Raw genomic sequence first — 14,469 nt, forward strand, 5'->3', positions numbered from 1 at the left:
TTATTTCAATTCAGCGCTGACCACATTGATTTTACCATTTACTTCTATCGTGTCAAATGTGCCATTGGACTTCGTAGCCACTGCTTTCCCATTGACCTGATAATTTTTGAATTTCGCAGTCGGCAGCGCGATTTCCAGCTTCCAGCTTTCCTGCGACTGTGAAAGGTTCAGGCGGATGCTTTTTCCATTCCTTTTAAATGTATAATCCAGCGCATTGTCGCCTATGATCACATTTTCCAGACTTGCATCATTCCAGGACGATGGCATCTGCGGTTGAATGCGGATCAATTTTTTAGATGCAAATGGTTGTATGCCAAAGAATTGCTGAACGATCGGGTAAGCGTAACTGTATACATTCCAGGCCTGCGCCATCATGCCGTAATCCGGTGAAACCTCATAAATAGAACCAGGAAGCGCGAAGCTGAATGATTTTGTCATTCTTTTCAAATAACCCAATGCAGCATCCGGACGTCCGTAATTATTTTCGGAAATGGCCAGTACGCCCGTGGGAAGTGTCATTACTGCGCCTGTGTAAGTAAAAACTTTGTTGTTGCCAGCAACCGAACGCTCATCTTTCCCGGCCGACTCATCCCGGTCGATGCCGGTCACGAAGGCGCCGAAGGGGTTTACAAACTTGGAGGCTGTCTGCAACGCGGACAGCGCTTTTGCAGTATCGGCAATGCCGGTTTCCATGGGCGTGTTCACAACCCAATTGTGGTGCACTACAAATCCGCGCTTATTGATTGATTTCGAGCTCGTTATTTTGGCTTTCGCTGCTTTCAGCTCTTCCACTGCCCAGGGCTTTTTTAACGTGTCTGCACGGATGATGGCATCATCAATGAGGCTGATCGCCTGCTTTGGTGTGCCGATAAAATCTGCATAGGAGTTGCTTTCAGGAACCCAGAACTCCCGATTGATCTTGATGCGAAGCTTTTCCGCAATGCTGGAATAATGTTGAGCCAACTTTTTGTCCCCCATTTCCGTGGCAAGTTCGGCGGCGTCGGCGAAGGCTTTTTGGGTGTACGCAGCAACGTCGGTCATTTCGCTGTTCATGCCGTGGATTTCCATCATGCCAAATCCATCAGGCAGCAGGTTACCATCTTTGTCATTCTCTTTGAGCAGCCAGTTCAATCCTTTTTTAAGGGTAGGAAAATATTTTTTAAGAAATTCCTTGTCACCGGTCCAGCGATAAACCTGCGCCACCAGCGAGGTGAATTGCGGCGTTTCGTTAATGTTGCCAGGATTGTAAACAGCGCCGTTCGTGGAGGTTTCATGCATAATGCGGCCATTTCCATTCATTTTTTCCGAGAGTTTGTGAACCACTTCAACTGCATTTTTTACCAACTCAGGCTGACCTGTGGCAATGAGCCCTTTGAGCGCATATTCGCTGTCCGCACCAAACCACCAGGGATAATCCGGAGCGCCGGCAGACAATCCGCGGCCAATTTCAGGCACATCGCGGATGAGCCAGTCGGTGTTGTACTTGGTCCAGCGAAAGGCTTGTTCCAGGTTTTTGTCGGGAATTGTCAGTTTGGTTTTAGAATCAATGGATTTATATCGCTCTTTCTTTGCGAGCAGTAATTTAGCGGCATTCGCCTGTGTTTCTGTAAATGTTTTTCGGGCGTCTTCTTTTGATTTGTAGGAACCGGAAATGGTTATAGAAAGGCTTATGGCACTGTTTCCCTCAATAGCAAGCTCATATTGCAGCGAAGCGGAAACACCCTTTCCCTGGGGTTTGTAATCGCAAGTGATGGCCTTCTGCTGATGAGATTTGGGCGACATGGCAGCGCCAAACATTACATACCAATCATTCAAACTATCCTTAGCGATCCAGCTGTGCGACGCCTCGTCCCATGTAGTCACATCCGGGCCATCAACCATATTGGTTCTTTCACCCAGCCAAACCGGGCGGAGATCGGTATAACCATTGAAATCAAACTGAATGTTGAGCTTGTCTTTTCCTTCATTGATAAAAGTGTATTCCACCACCACAGCCTCTTTGCCATCTGGCACGAACTGGAAACGCTCTACTTTCAACCCTGGAAGCCCGGTTGTGAAAACGTGTTTATTTGCAAAAGGGAAATTAACGAATGTATCTGCCTTTGTGAGACAAGCAGACTGATTATCAACCGTCACGGAAGCTGCAAAGCCATCCATCAGCTTGATCAGATGATCCCAGATGCCGCCCATTTCGCCTGTAACATGCCAGCCAATATCCGGAAATGTCCCATTTTGATGGCCCACCATGTAAACGCGATCGCCCGCAGTAATGTAAGGCGTATTGAGATAAATACTTTTGCCCCGAATGTTCTCCGTATCGCTGACCACACTTTGCAGATTCTGCGCATTACGATCAGTTTTCGAGCATTCAAGAAAGAAAATGGAGCAAAAGCCAATCAAAATCAGCAAATTTCTCAGTCTGCCAGGGGCTGTTTTCATGAAAAAAAAATGTTATCAGGGAGATTTCGGGCTAACCCGACAACGCTTCAAGATAACACTTTTAAATCATGCATAAATTACCTGATTTCTTTCCCGCTCAGCAGGCAGCTAGCACGGGTTTCGAAGCTTACCCTTGTAAAACCGACAGGATATTTCCTGCAGGATCCTTGAACCAGGCTACGGAAGGTTTTCCGCGGCTAATGTTGTTGTCGTCCGTTTTTAGCCCTGGAAAATCGTAGCTTTCAAATGTTACACCCAGTGCTTTCAGGTCTTTTACAGCTGTGTCAATGTCGTCGACCGGGAAGTTGAGAACCGTGAATGTGGCAGGCGTATGATTTGGTTTTTCATACAGGATCACGTCGCTGCTTCCCGCAATGTGCAGTTGCAGCAAGCCCATTTCTTCCACTTCGGAGAGGTCAATGCTCAGGACATTTCCGTAAAAAGCCTTTGCTTTTTGCAGATCGTCCACGGAAAATCCACTGAATGCTTTTGTTTCTCTAAACATGATTTTCAAATTTTATTGATGACTAGATTTCTCCCTCTGCTTGAATTGCGTCGGCTTCTGTAAATGCAGGTTCCGGTTTCTTATAGATCTGAGATAACTGATGATACGCCTTCGATCGCATTGCAATTAATGTTACAATAAGTCCCAGAATGCCGGTTACAGTAAATAAAAGTGCCAGCCCACGTGCAGTGCCTGTCCCGAACCACGAGCCGATAAGGTCCACACCGGCGCCGGTTGTCATGAATGGTATGAAGACAAATTTGGCGATGGGTCCTATCATGAAGGCAGTGATAGGAGATGCGGCTTGCTCAATGCTTTGTGCAAAACCAAAAACGCGTCCCTGTCTCTCATGCGGAATTACTTTTTGCAGGATCGTTTGTTCCGTTGCTTCCACAACGGGGATCAGGCAGAGATAAATGAACATGCCAATGCCCAGCAATATGATGGATGCCTGAATTGTGAAGAATATACAGACCGTCCACATGATAATGTTGGCAACAAACAATGTACGCAACGGCTTCTTTCCCAGGCCTTTTTTGGCAACAACGAGCCCGCCGACAATAAATCCAAGGCTTAACACACCCCACAATATTCCCCAGACCTGAACCGAAACCAGCGAAAGGCCGTAAGCGTCCATGAGCGACATGAACACGCCGCCGAGAAAATTATTGAATGTATTGAAGAAAATCAGCCCGAAGAGGCCCGGTACTAATCCTACAACGGCGATAGTACCCTTGATATCAATGCTTTCCAGGTGCGAACCCGTCTGAACGATCTCCTTTTCAGGAATATGGATTGTGAATAAATGCAGCAGCACTGCGATGGTTAACCCAACGGCCAGTGCCAGCATCCAAGTCATGCCCAGAAACCCGATTACAAGACCACTGAAAATAGATGCTACTAAAAAGGAAACACCATTAACGGTCCCAACCAGACCATTTGCCTTGTCACGTTCGTCTTCCTCGATCAGAATGGTAACAACAGTTGAAATGGCGATGGCCCGGATATTGCCGACCAATGCGCCCAGTAGGCAAAGGACAATCAAAACCCAGAGTCCGATGCTGCCTGGATTCTTGAAATCGGCTTCAGGTGTTAAAACATAGGTGAGCAACGCCAGAATATATAGGATCAATGTTGCAATGCCTGAAATGGTCATCGAGGTTTTTTTCTTATAACGGTCCACGATGGAGCCCAGGAAAAAGCCGGATAGTGCAACGGTTGCGAAGTAAATCCCTGCCATGACCGAGGTGGCAATGACGGATTTGGTTTCCAGATATACCCAAAAAGTAACCGCGAACCAGACGAAGGTGTTCGTCAGGGTCGCGGCCAGGGAATTAGCTAAAATGGAATAAAACGTTTTCATGGCTAATAGTAAGTAGATGTGTCGTGCTGAAATGGATCCAATTCCGACATTACAAAATTACTACATCAAGCCATCATGCAGAGAGGTGTTATAAGACAATTTCAGGGTGGAATTGTGCCATTCTCCGCATGCCGTTTGTGGTAACTTTCATCAGGGAACGCTGCGAACGGGTACCGTCTGCTGCACAGGCTGCGTTTGCTGTACAGGTTGGGCTTGCTGCACCGGCTGTGACTGCCGGGCGGGCTGCGTTTGCTGAACATGCTGTCTGGTTGCCGGAACGGTCGTTGTTCTGTTGGTCGTCGTTGTGGTTGTTGATGTCGCAGGTTGCATTACACCGGGCGTTGTTTGTGTGGTTGTGGTGCCATTCTGTGTCTGCACATTCGTCTGGGTTTGCCCGTTAGATCCTGTTTGTGGTGTTGCAGTTGTAGTTTGCTCAATCTCAGTTACTTGCTCAACAGGCTGTGTCGTTGCAGGCATGTATCTTTCAGGCATTGTGGCCGGATCCTGCGATGTATTTACCTTAGGAACCTGTCCTTGCTGCACCACAGGGACCGGATCTGAAACGACGCTTGGATCCGCAGCTTGCGTCGCCCCCTGAATTTGTCCAGTCGGTTTTGGCTGATATTCGCTGTATGGCCTGGCGGGCTGTCCCGGGCCTGAGCTTGGAATTTTGCCGGTAGGAGCGGGCCGGGACCCGATTTTTTGTGCGTGTGATTCAACAAAAAATGCTTCTGCTAAAACCATTGCAGAAAATAATGTTACGGTCAGAATCTTCATATAGTGTTGGATAGATTGAATGATAAATGTAATCCTATTCACAATCTTACCAAAACCATTCCAACGAAAACAGCACTGCGCTATCAAAACGCAGGCTGTTCCGGTTCAATTCATGGCTAATAGATGCTGATGATGTGGCTGAATGTTGTTCTACCGATCCCAGAAAGCAGGCGGCTCAACACCCAGTGCGCGCAGATACACATATCCCTGTCCGCGGTGATGGATCTCGTTATCGATCAGATAAATGATTGTGTTCAGGATTGTGTTCTCATACATTCCGAACGCAGCTTCACTTTCCTCAAATCGCTCAGCACGGATCTGCGGCCAGAGCGTGTTAATGTATTCAGTTACCAGGTCCCAAAGGTTCAGCACTTCCTGTTTTGTCGGCGGTGGAGGCGTTGAGTGATCCAGAACGGGATCACCAAAAGTCCAGTCACCGAATGCAATGCCGCGGATTCCGGGTGCTGCCAGGCCGATCATTTCCATCGTCAGCAAAGAGAATGGACGCATGCCGCCGATGGAGAAATTGTAAAACGCATCCTCAGGAAATGCTTCGATTACCCTGCGCGTCAGCGCGCGGTGTCCCTGCCAGTGATTGAGCAGTGCTTCGGTTGTGAGTAGTGCTGGTGAAACAGCGGTTTCATTGGTGAAGGTGTTGTTGGTTTCCATTGTCAAAGGTTTTTAGTGATTTTTTGTTTGAACAATACAAAGGAAACATGGCCTTATGACAGCAGTATGTCAGCAGGTTTTTGAGTGTGAAAAATATTTTTTTTGGCTAAAATGATTTTACTAAACACTGTTTATTATATTTACGACGAAAACACTGAAACATGGCGATCAAAGAGAGAAAAGAGCGGGAGAGGCAGGATATGCGCAATCTGATCATTGATTCCGCCACGCAGCTGTTTTTAAAGCAAGGTTATGACAAAACCTCCATCCGGACCATTGCGGAGGACATTGAATACAGCCCGGCTACCATTTATTTATATTTTAAAGACAAGGATGAAATTTTTTACGTCATCCACGAAAATGCATTCGCATTACTGGACAAGCAGTTCCGCAAGCACGATGGAATCGAAAACCCTTTTGACCGATTGATCGCTGTTTGCAAGACTTATGTCAAGTTCGCGATGGACAACCCCGATTACTACGATCTGATGTTTATCATGCGCGCACCGCTCTCGCAGATCAAATCTGAGGAAAAATGGGATGCCGGTGAATGTGCATTTGAATATGTGGTGGATACGATCGCCGCCTGCCTGGAAGCGAATCTTATCAAACCGATGGACAAATATGTCCTTGCGATATCCGTGTGGTCCTTTGGGCACGGGTTGGTCTCCCTGTATGTGCGTGAAAGATTGTCCATTATGGATATGCCTAACGACGTAATGCTTCACATGATGGAAAGCTCCGTCAACTTTTTTTTAGAAAACCTGAGAGTGTAAAAAAATTTAGCCATGAGTAAACAGTGTTCACTAAATAAACGTCATTTACATCCCAGTAAATGGCCTGACCGTCTACGTCGAAAACTGCTACTTTTCGCAGTAATGACTTTTATTACCCAAACGCTTTTTGCGCAAAACCGCGTGCTGGATGCTTACATAAGCCAGGGATTGAAGAACAACCAGGGATTGAAACAACAGGATTTTTTGCTGCAAAAGAGCCTGTATGCACTGAAAGAAGCCAAAAGTTATTTCCTGCCGGAAGTCAATTTCAACACATCCTATCTGGATTCACGCGGAGGAAGGAAGATCAGCATTCCGATCGGTGATCTGCTGAATCCGGTTTACACATCTTTGAACCAGCTTACGAGCTCGTCGGCATTTCCGCAGGTCGAGAATGTAAACCAGACATTTAATCCCAACAATTACTATGACGCCAAATTCCGCACCTCGCTGCCGCTCTACAATCCGGAAATAGGGGTTAATACCAAGATTCGGAAGGAACAAATCCAGTTCCAACTGGCTGATTATGAAGTGTATAAGCGCGAATTGGTCAAGGAAATCAAGCTTGGTTACTATGCTTACCTGCAATCCGAAGAAGCGATCCGCATCCTGGAAAGCGCCGTAACGCTGGCCCGGGAAAACCTGCGCTTCAATCGCGTGCTCGTGAGTAATGATAAGGCAATAAGGACAGTTGTGAGCCGCTCGGAGAATGAACTGATCGGGTTGGAAGCAAAATCGGAAGAAGCCAGGTATCAATCCAAAAGCGCAGCGGCTTATTTCAACTTCCTGCTGAACACGCCCCTGGACTCTAAAATAGAAACTGGCGACAACATCCAGACCGAGCTGGCGCCGGGACCAGGCACATTGGCCAAACGCGAGGAATTGTTGAAACTGGAATCGCTCGGCAGGATCAACACGCTTTCCGCCCAGCTGGAAAAAGCGTCTGCCCTGCCGAGGTTAGCAACGTTTATAGACCTGGGTTCGCAAGGTGATTTCCTCAATTTTAACAATGATACGCGTTATTATCTGTTCGGGCTTACGCTCGACTGGCGCGTGTTTGCGGGTAATCGCACGCAATACCGAACCAAGCAGGCACTACTGGATGGTAAAGTGACGGGCGAGCGCATCAGTCAGGCGGAGCAGCAGCTGGAACTGGAAGCGCAGACGGCTGCTAACAAACTGAATGCAGCCATCAAAATATACCAGGCATCCAAAAGCCAAACGGCACTTTCCCAGCAATATTACCAGGATCAGCAGAAGCTTTACCGCGAAGGCCAATTGCTTTACATTGAGCTACTTGATGCGCAAAACAGGCTCATCAGTGACCAGTTGCAGCAAAGTATTTCCTATATGATCATGCAGACACGTTCCGCAGAGTTGGAGCGTGCGCAAGCCAGTTATTCATTCTAAACTTTAAATATGCCATGAAAAATACGATCAAGACGGGCATGATGATGCTCATCCTTTCGGCCACTCTGCTTGCGTGCAAGGAAGAAAAGAAAGTGGAAGAAACGGACCCGACTATTCCCGTAAAAATCATCAGTTCGGCAGCATTAACCCAGTCGCAACCCGTGCAGACTTCTGGGTTGCTTGGGACTGAAAATGAGGCAAACCTGTCCTTTAAAGTGGGCGGAATTATTAATACTATCCTGGTAAAAGAAGGCGACAAAGTGCGTAAAGGACAGCTTTTGGCAACACTTAATGCCACAGAATTTGCAGCGCAAATGGCACAGGCAGAGGAGAATTTTATGAAAGCCAAGCGTGACGCCCAACGCACCCAGAACCTGTTTCGCGACAGCGTAAATACAAAAGAACAGCTGGAAAACAGCCTTACCACCTTGCATGTGGCCGAAAAGCAACTGGACATTGTCCGCTTCAACCTCTCGCAGGCTAAAATTTACGCGACAACGGACGGCGTGGTGATTCAAAAGTTGAAGAATCCCGGCGAGCAAGTGGCGGGCGGTTCGCCGGTGTTGTATATCAGCAGCACAAATAACAAGGATTGGGTGATCAAGTGCGGCTTAACGGATAAGGATTGGACGCGCTTGAAAGGCGGCGAAAAAGCAGAAATCGTCTTTGACGCTTATCCGCAAACTTTTTCAGGAAGCATTGCAACACTCTCACAAGGCAGCGATGCGGGTTCAGGTTTATATCAGGCCGAAATCCGGCTGGATAAGCAGCCCGCCAAGCTCGCAAACGGTCTTTTTGCTAAGGTTAGCATTTATCCGAAACAAAAGACAGAGATGATATCCGTCCCGGTGGATGCCTTGATAGAGGGCGACAGCGACAGCGCTTTTGTGTTTGTGGCAGCGAATGGGAAAGCATTGAAAAAGCAGGTTAAAGTAGCGTTTCTGGAAGGGGAGAAGGCATTTATTCTTTCAGGGATTGATGCCGGTGCGCAGATCATCCGGGAAGGTTCAGCTTATCTGGCAGATGGCTCGGCAATCAAAATAGTTCAGTAACATTCAAACCCCTACGTCATGAAATTACCTGAATTTGCCGTTAAGAATTACCAGTTTACATTGGTGATTTTCCTGGCCGTGCTGGCGCTGGGCGTTTATTCGCTCTTTACGATGCCGCGCAGCGAAGATCCCGACATTCATCCGCCTCAGTTCACCGTAGTCATTGTTTACCCCGGTGCCAGTCCGAAAGATATGGAGCAGCTGGTGGTGGACCCGATGGAAAAAAAGATCAACGAGCTGGACGATATGAAGCACGTTATTACGGACATCAACGACGGGCTGGCCGTGATGCAGGTGCAGTACAAATACAGTTCCGATCCTGATGACAAATACCAGGAGCTGGTTCGGGAGATCAATAGTCTGAGAAACAGCTTGCCTGCGGACATTAACGACATTCGGATCAACAAGCAGATCCCGTCGGACGTGAGCATTTACCAATATGCATTGATCAGCGAAAATGCTTCCTATGCGCAGCTGAAAAAGTATTCCAAAGAATTTAAGGAGCGACTTGAAAAGGTCAAATCGCTGAAAAAGGTCGAGTATGCCGGCTTTCCGGAACGCCAGGTGAAGGTTAGCCTCAATTTGGAAAAAATCGCCCAGCAAAAGCTGACGCAGAACCAGATCATCAGTGCTTTACAAAGCGAGAATGTGAACATTCCGGGGGGCAGCATCAGTATGGCGACCAAAAAGCTGAACATTAAGACCAGCGGAAATTACCGGACGCTGGATGAGGTCGCAAACACAGTTGTATCTACGTCCGGCGGGAAGATCGTTTACCTGAAAGACGTTGCGGATGTGAAGCTGGGATATGAAGACGAAACGCACATTACACGCTTGAACGGTTTCCGGTGCAGCTTCGTGAATGTAAGCCAGAAAGAAGGTGAGAACATTATAGCAGTCCAGGACCAGGTTGCACCCATTGTTGCGAGCTTTGAAAAGGAGCTCCCGTCGAACATTGATCTGGTTAAAGTTTTTGATCAGGCCAAAAGCGTTGACATTCGTTTATCTCATTTCGCAAGGGATTTTGGCATTGCCATCCTGCTTGTGTTGCTGACTTTGCTGCCGCTGGGCTCTCGGGCGTCGGTGGTGGTGATGATTTCCATTCCGCTTTCACTCAGTATCGGGCTTACAATGATGAACTTGCTGGGCTACAATATCAACCAGCTGAGCATTGTAGGGATGATTGTGGCCTTAGGGATCCTGGTGGACGACAGCATAGTGGTGGTCGAGAACATTGAGCGTTATTTGCGGATGGGTTATGGCCGCGTCGAGGCCGCCGTGAAAGCGTCCTCGCAGATCGGTATGGCGGTTGTGGGTTGTACGATTTTATTGATTTTTGCCTTCTTACCACTTGTTTTCCTGCCGGAAGGCGCAGGCGATTTTATCAGAAGTCTGCCGCTTTCTGTAATTACCACGGTTTTCGCATCCATGCTGGTGTCGCTTACGATCGTTCCGTTTTTGTCCAGCATTATTTTGAAAAAGCATGCGAGCGCGGAAGGTAACTTATTGCTGCGTGGCATGAAGAAAGGCATTCACAAAACTTACGGAAGTCTTTTGGACAAAGCATTGAAATGGCCTGCTGTTACATTGGTGCTGGCCGGATTGATCTTCGCAGGGTCACTCGCGCTGGTCCCGCTGATCGGGAATAGTTTGTTTCCAAAATCAGAAAAACCAATGTTCCTCATCGACATTGAAACACCGCAGGGCACCAATTTGAAAAAGACGAACCAGGTGACACGCTATGTCGAAGGGATTTTAAAACAGGAACCCCAGATCACTTCGTTTGCAACCAATGTGGGAAAAGGAAATCCAAGAGTCTATTACAATGTTATCCAGCGAAATGAAAGTGAGAATTTTGCCGAGATTTTTGTGCAGGTTGAAGGACTCGAAACCGAGGAAAAAGTGGAGGTTATCGAGCGGTTAAGGAAAAAGCTGGAACGTTACCCGGGTGCGGAAATCAAGGTGAAGGATTTTGAACAAGGTCCGCTGATTGAGGCGCCGCTTGCTTACCGCATTTATGGCGAGAATCTTGACGATCTGCGAAAAACCGCATTCCGCGTGGCTGATATGCTGAGCAAGGTGGAAGGGACGATCTATGTGAACAATCCCCTGCAAGTGCAGCCCACAGACTTGAAAGTGAACATTAATAAGGAGAAAGCAGGGACGCTGGGCATTTCATCGGCCGACATTGACCGTACCGTGCGGCTCGGCACGGCGGGACTGAATGTAGCCACGTATCGCGAGGATGTTGGAAAAGCAGATAATTATAATGTGAATGTGTCTGTTTCCCGGAATGCGACCATCCAGGATTATAGTGTTTTTGACAAATTATATGTCACGTCCGCATCCGGCGCGAACATTCCCTTAAAGAATGTGGCCAACATTGAATTCGAAAGCTCACCGAACCAGATCCGGCATTATGATAAGGACCGCTATGTGACGGTTTCGTCCTTTGTGAAGCCGGGTTACAATGTGCAGCGCATCAACGAGGACATTACAGCCAAGCTTGGGCAGTTCAAATTTGCAGATGGCCAGACCTTTACTGTGGCAGGTGAAAAGGAAAGCCAGCAAGAAAGCTTCGGCGGTTTAGGCTTGATCATTCTGGTTACCATATTCGGTTTTTTGGGTGTATTAATTTTGGAATTCAAGACATTCAAGAGCATTCTGATCGTGCTTTCCGTGATTCCTTTGGGCATAGTAGGCGGCCTGGCAATGCTTTTCCTGACCGGTGAGACGCTTTCTTTCACGGCAACGATCGGTTTTATAGCATTAGTAGGCATTGAGGTGAAAAACTCACTGCTGGTTGTGGACTTTACCAATCAGCTACGTGCACAGGGAATGGGGATTGAAGAAGCCATTATTGAAGCCGGGGAAATCCGGTTTGTGCCGATCCTGCTTACTTCGATGACCGCGATAGGTGGTTTGCTGCCGCTTGTGTTCGAATACAGCGCGCTTTATTCGCCCCTGGCGCTGGTGTTAATCGGCGGATTGATCAGCTCTACATTGCTTTCGCGGCTTGTTACGCCGGTGATGTACAAACTTCTTCCGCCGTCGATCGAGCATGTGGCTAAGGAAGAAGCGATGCTGGAACCTCAGTTTTAAAATTGTCGGCACAGGTCATTGGTAGAATCCAAAAAACGGCACCAGCAAGAGTAACGCGGTTCTATTGCTGGTGCCGGTAATAACATATGACGAGGAGGGATTAACGTGCACTAAGTTGGTCAGACATTTCCTGGTGCATCCGAGTCTTCTTTTGTGCGTTCCCCACTTGTCCGCTGTGCCATCGGCAGACCGAGAGAATTAATAAGAGAATAAGCAGGAAGGATTGCAGAAAGAAATACTTGTACTTGACCAGTCGCATGGATTTCACTGAGAAGATGTCTAACACTTCAAATGTAGGAATAACCCCTTGCAGACCTGAAATTGGAGCATTCCAAAAACATTCCAATTTGAAATGCACTGATAGCTTGCGGGTTATCTTTTCGATTCAGTTTTCAATTACTCCCTCAGATTGTAGTAACCACATCCCTCAAATCCGATTCTTCCGGGAGGTTCAGTTTTTTGCGGATCCTGTGGCGGATTACGCGCACACTTTGCACGGAAATTCCGAGCGTGCTGGCCATTTCTTTATAGGTAAGGTTCAGTTTGGCAAGCGCCATGAACCGGGTTTCGGCAGGCGTAAGACCGGGAAGCTTTTCCCTTAACCGTGAGAGGTAACCTACGTGTATTTTTTCAAACAGACTTCTGAAATATTCCCATTGTTCGTCGGTCAGGATCGTAATGTTCTGCAATTCCTGAACGGTTTCTTCGCTCTCGTTCATGCCGTACCGCGCGCTGAGCTCTTCTACGAGCTGGGTTTTTTCCGAAATGCTTCGCGTAAACTCTTCCAGCTGGATGGAAGCAAAGTTTAGTTCCTGTTCCGCTTTGGCTAGCTGATCGTTGATAGCACGCTGTTTTTCACGGTTTTTGTAATAGTGGGTTTTATAAAAATACAATGCGACTACAACCAGCAGCAGCACCAGAATGAGCAGGATATTCCGCTCCAATGTTTTGATCTGCTTTTCAGTGGCGATTCGCTCCATAGCGGACCGGTGTGCCTGTATCTGTGCCTTTTCTCCGGCCCGGAGCATTTGAATCGAATTGAAATCCTGTTCAAAAATGTTCCTGATGCGCGCCGCAGAGTCGAGATAAACATTGGTTAAGGCGAAGTGGCCTCTTGCGGCGTGGACTTTGCCGTAAACCTGGTAAAGCAGTTCGAGCGGCTTATCATTCCCGCAACGTGCCACAGCCTCCCGCGCCAGGTGCATCTCTTTTTCAGCTTTCGCAATATTGTTCTGCCGAAAGTGAATGTCGGCAAGCATTGCGCGTGATCTGGCAACCTGACTGTAATCCGAAATAAGCACAGCCTGATCGACATTTGCTTCCAAAAGTGGGATCGCTTCAACGTATTTTCCACGCAGATAAGCTGTATGGCCCAGGTCTCCAAGTGCTATGCCTTTCCAGACATTGTAGTCGTCAATGCCCACATTTTGCAGGATCCGTTTGAAATAATAATCAGCAGATTCCATAAATCCGGTTTTAATGTAGCTCAGGCCGATGGTGTTCAATGCGGTGTTATGCACGCCACGATGTTCCTGAATCACATTGGCCGTCAACGCTTCCCGTGAAAAACTGATGGCATTTTTGTAATCGCCGAAATAATAGTAAGCTTCGCCGATCTGGGTAAGGAAGTAAGCTTTTTCTGGAAAATGCTTATCTGAGATCTTTGTCAACAGCGGGTGTATGGTCAAATATTCCTCAAATGCGCGCTCATAATTTTGGTATCATACCAATACAAATGCGCCAGGAACCTTCTCGCCCGGAGATGGATCTGCATGTTCTCGGCATCGTAAGATTTTGCTATTAAGGCTTTAAGATCCAGGATATGCCGCTTGGAAGCTTTTTTATCAACTTCCCGATTCAGCATGATCTTCATAAATTCTGCTTCCAGGACCAAATCGTCATCGTTGTTCTTCGCAGCGACTTGTTTGAGCGTTTCCAGTGATTTGTAACCGGATGCTCTGTCACCGCTATTGATATGAAGGTCAATAAATCGCCGGAGGGCCGTGTAGCGCTCGGTGGGGGGCTTATTTACAATGTTATCGAATTGAGCATCAGCAACAAATGCTGAAAATAGAAGGCATATTAAAATGAAACATTTACTAAAAATGCGTTTCATTAATGTTCGGGAGGGTTAGGTTTGGGTTGTTGAGCCTGATTGCCACCGAAGGCAAATGTGTTAAAAAATGGCGGCCATTTCTGACCGCCCGCAACCCACAACAAAAGAGTGGCACAGTATTAATCTGCGGTTACACAATTGTAGTCCTTGACTAATCTTAGGTTTTGAAACCTGTATTTGTGTTCAGCCATCACTTTAATTTATGGAAAACAGCAAAATTAATTGCTTGCAACTCAACTGTAAACAGCTGGTGCCACGAT

The 14,469-nt window shown here is 47.3% G+C and carries 11 protein-coding genes; 4 read left to right on the forward strand and 7 right to left on the reverse strand.

From position 1 onward, the window contains the following. From LZG74_RS20425 to LZG74_RS20445, 5 genes are all read right to left on the reverse strand, one after another. A complete protein-coding gene (locus LZG74_RS20425) occupies nt 1-2,439 on the reverse strand; it encodes a glycogen debranching protein (protein WP_233798352.1) in 2,439 nt (812 codons plus the stop codon). A gap of 127 nt (nt 2,440-2,566) precedes the next feature. Continuing rightward, nucleotides 2,567-2,944: a VOC family protein gene (locus tag LZG74_RS20430; RefSeq protein ID WP_233798353.1), complete on the reverse strand. Its 378-nt coding sequence runs from the start codon at nt 2,942-2,944 to the stop codon at nt 2,567-2,569. A 22-nt stretch (nt 2,945-2,966) separates the two neighbouring features. Beyond that, on the reverse strand, nt 2,967-4,307 hold the full coding sequence (locus tag LZG74_RS20435; protein ID WP_233798354.1) for an MFS transporter: 1,341 nt from the start codon (nt 4,305-4,307) through the stop codon (nt 2,967-2,969). A gap of 150 nt (nt 4,308-4,457) precedes the next feature. After that, nucleotides 4,458-5,084, reverse strand: a complete 627-nt coding sequence (locus LZG74_RS20440) for a hypothetical protein (RefSeq protein ID WP_233798355.1) — start codon at nt 5,082-5,084, stop codon at nt 4,458-4,460. A 150-nt stretch (nt 5,085-5,234) separates the two neighbouring features. After that, nucleotides 5,235-5,753 (reverse strand): DinB family protein, encoded by a 519-nt coding sequence (locus LZG74_RS20445; RefSeq protein WP_233798356.1) that lies wholly within the window; start codon nt 5,751-5,753, stop codon nt 5,235-5,237. A gap of 161 nt (nt 5,754-5,914) precedes the next feature. On the opposite strand from LZG74_RS20445, the gene LZG74_RS20450 reads away from it, so the two are divergent. The 4 genes from LZG74_RS20450 (at nt 5,915) to LZG74_RS20465 (ending at nt 12,093) form a co-directional block, all read left to right on the forward strand. Further along, on the forward strand, nt 5,915-6,529 hold the full coding sequence (locus LZG74_RS20450; protein ID WP_233798357.1) for a TetR/AcrR family transcriptional regulator: 615 nt from the start codon (nt 5,915-5,917) through the stop codon (nt 6,527-6,529). Nucleotides 6,530-6,631: 102 nt separating this feature from the next. Beyond that, nucleotides 6,632-7,939 (forward strand): TolC family protein, encoded by a 1,308-nt coding sequence (locus LZG74_RS20455; protein WP_233798358.1) that lies wholly within the window; start codon nt 6,632-6,634, stop codon nt 7,937-7,939. Nucleotides 7,940-7,953: 14 nt separating this feature from the next. Further along, nucleotides 7,954-8,991 (forward strand): efflux RND transporter periplasmic adaptor subunit, encoded by a 1,038-nt coding sequence (locus tag LZG74_RS20460; protein ID WP_233798359.1) that lies wholly within the window; start codon nt 7,954-7,956, stop codon nt 8,989-8,991. Nucleotides 8,992-9,009: 18 nt separating this feature from the next. Beyond that, nucleotides 9,010-12,093 (forward strand): efflux RND transporter permease subunit, encoded by a 3,084-nt coding sequence (locus LZG74_RS20465; protein ID WP_233798360.1) that lies wholly within the window; start codon nt 9,010-9,012, stop codon nt 12,091-12,093. Between the two features lie 404 nt (nt 12,094-12,497). Here the strand turns inward: LZG74_RS20465 and LZG74_RS20470 are convergent, their stop codons facing one another. Both LZG74_RS20470 and LZG74_RS20475 read right to left on the reverse strand, forming a co-directional pair. After that, nucleotides 12,498-13,763: a hypothetical protein gene (locus LZG74_RS20470; protein WP_233798361.1), complete on the reverse strand. Its 1,266-nt coding sequence runs from the start codon at nt 13,761-13,763 to the stop codon at nt 12,498-12,500. A 14-nt stretch (nt 13,764-13,777) separates the two neighbouring features. Beyond that, nucleotides 13,778-14,209, reverse strand: coding sequence for a hypothetical protein (locus LZG74_RS20475; RefSeq protein WP_233798362.1), 432 nt, complete (start codon nt 14,207-14,209; stop codon nt 13,778-13,780). Nucleotides 14,210-14,469 lie beyond the last annotated feature (260 nt).

Source organism: Dyadobacter sp. CY327 (genome assembly GCF_021390415.1).
Taxonomy (GTDB): domain Bacteria; phylum Bacteroidota; class Bacteroidia; order Cytophagales; family Spirosomataceae; genus Dyadobacter; species Dyadobacter chenhuakuii.

Bases quoted from the DNA above. Each gene is read 5' to 3' on its own strand.
- LZG74_RS20425 (WP_233798352.1), bottom strand. From the start codon at position 2,439: ATGAAAACAGCCCCTGGCAGACTGAGAAATTTGCTGATTTTGATTGGC.
- LZG74_RS20430 (WP_233798353.1), bottom strand. From the start codon at position 2,944: ATGTTTAGAGAAACAAAAGCATTCAGTGGATTTTCCGTGGACGATCTG.
- LZG74_RS20435 (WP_233798354.1), bottom strand. From the start codon at position 4,307: ATGAAAACGTTTTATTCCATTTTAGCTAATTCCCTGGCCGCGACCCTG.
- LZG74_RS20440 (WP_233798355.1), bottom strand. From the start codon at position 5,084: ATGAAGATTCTGACCGTAACATTATTTTCTGCAATGGTTTTAGCAGAA.
- LZG74_RS20445 (WP_233798356.1), bottom strand. From the start codon at position 5,753: ATGGAAACCAACAACACCTTCACCAATGAAACCGCTGTTTCACCAGCA.
- LZG74_RS20450 (WP_233798357.1), top strand. From the start codon at position 5,915: ATGGCGATCAAAGAGAGAAAAGAGCGGGAGAGGCAGGATATGCGCAAT.
- LZG74_RS20455 (WP_233798358.1), top strand. From the start codon at position 6,632: ATGACTTTTATTACCCAAACGCTTTTTGCGCAAAACCGCGTGCTGGAT.
- LZG74_RS20460 (WP_233798359.1), top strand. From the start codon at position 7,954: ATGAAAAATACGATCAAGACGGGCATGATGATGCTCATCCTTTCGGCC.
- LZG74_RS20465 (WP_233798360.1), top strand. From the start codon at position 9,010: ATGAAATTACCTGAATTTGCCGTTAAGAATTACCAGTTTACATTGGTG.
- LZG74_RS20475 (WP_233798362.1), bottom strand. From the start codon at position 14,209: ATGAAACGCATTTTTAGTAAATGTTTCATTTTAATATGCCTTCTATTT.